The sequence below is a fragment of the Arthrobacter sulfonylureivorans genome, assembly GCF_047607445.1.
Classification (GTDB): Bacteria; Actinomycetota; Actinomycetes; order Actinomycetales; family Micrococcaceae; genus Crystallibacter; species Crystallibacter sulfonylureivorans_A.
Genome location: NZ_JBLKRT010000084.1, coordinates 1 through 1,592, shown reverse-complemented (window position 1 = coordinate 1,592; position 1,592 = coordinate 1). Strand labels below are relative to the sequence as shown.

Annotated in this window: 1 protein-coding gene; it reads left to right on the top strand. The window is 66.6% G+C overall.

Translation table 11 applies throughout. From position 1 onward, the window contains the following. Positions 1-217 precede the first annotated feature (217 nt). Positions 218-823, top strand: coding sequence for a GNAT family N-acetyltransferase (locus ACMX2H_RS18880; RefSeq protein WP_414962808.1), 606 nt, complete (start codon positions 218-220; stop codon positions 821-823). Positions 824-1,592: the final 769 nt, after the last annotated feature.

Below are 1,592 nucleotides of genomic sequence, written 5' to 3'. Positions count from 1 at the left end.
CAACCGACTTTTGGCGGCCAGCTTGCCGCGACTTCGCCGGTGCTGCGCCAGCCGGCGTTTCCACACCAAGCCCGCAACCTACACAGCGCTGGTTCGTTCCAGGACGGGTTGGTTCGAGGGACTGGTGCTGATTTGGAGCCCCGGTTGGCTGCCGCGGTACCCACGCCGGGATAGGCTCGGACCCGGATGTGCATCAGCGGTGAGCGGAGGGACGCAGGTGACGGTCGTCGTCAAACGTGGGGATGAACTCGGCGAGGAATACCGGCGCCGCATCACCGAGGTCTACGTGCGCAGCTTCGCAGACGACTTCGTAGCGTTCTCGCGGGACACGGGCAGGCTGGCCGGTGCGTTCGAGCACATGCTGCTGCTCGACCGGTTCTACATCGCGCTGGTCGAGGGGGAACCGGCTGGAATGGCCTCGCTGACCGAGGCGGACCAGGTGTTGTTTGCGCCGCAGTGGCGGCAGATCCGGCGCCATCTGGGGTTGGCCCGCGGACTGCTCGGATACGTGGTGATCCGGAGCTGGTTTATGCGCCCCTCTGAGGGGGCCCGGCCAGGACTCGCCGAAATCGGGTTCGTCGCCACCGAGCCGTCTTATCAGGGCCGCGGCGTCGGAACCGCCTTGCTGCGCCACCTGTTGGCGCTGCCCGGGTACAGCGAGTACGTGCTGGAGGACATCAAAGACACCAACGCGCCTGCCCTCGGCCTCTACGCCAAGCTCGGCTTCACCGTCTATAAGCGCCGCAAGGTGCGCTTCGCCCGCCGCGCCGGCTTCACCGAGCTCGTGTCCATGAAACTTGTGCCCTCACCCGAAGACGTCTGACCCGGCTCTGCAACCGGTGTCGTCGCCGGTCTGGAACGCCGAATGCAGGCGGCCCGGACCACCGTCCGCTCCATCCACCGGCCTGGACCAGCGCATGCTGGCGACCCGGACCACCGTCCGCTCCATTCGCCAGCCTGGACCGCCTATGCTGGCGGCCCGGTCCAGTGTCCGCTCCATTCGCCGGTCAGGACCGCCTATGCTGGCGGCCCGGAGCACCGTCCGCTCCATCCACCGGTCAGGACCGCCAAACGCTGGCCGCCTGGATGAGTGTCCTTTCGATCGGTCAGTATGGCACCACGAAATGCTTGGCGGCCCGGACGAGTATCCGCCCCTCCGCCTCGGGCCGCTGTAGCCGGCCGGAAACGCCGACCACTAGGGCGCTCATCGGTTTGGCTGCCGGCCCGAACCCCGACCAGAAAGTGAGCGGCTGCACGGTGCTGCTTCCGGGCGGGGTGGCTGTCCTGGTGGTCCGGACAGCTGGGTGTCGTGGTGCGTGGTTGCTTGTGTTGGCGGGGTTTTGGGGTTGCCGGGAACGGTGCTGGTTGGGGGTTTTGGGTGGGTGGTGGGGGTGATTTGCGCGGGGTGCGGGAGGCGTGTATTGTTTTCTGAGTCGCTGCTGCTGAAGCAGACAAAACAGCGGCCAATCCCCTTCAAAATATGCCAGGTTCTGGTGCGTTTGACGCGCCTCTGGGGTGTTGGGTGGGGGCCCGGGTTCGGGTCTGGATCTGCCGGGAACGGCGATTTGCAAAGGCTGCGGGAACCGGGTAAC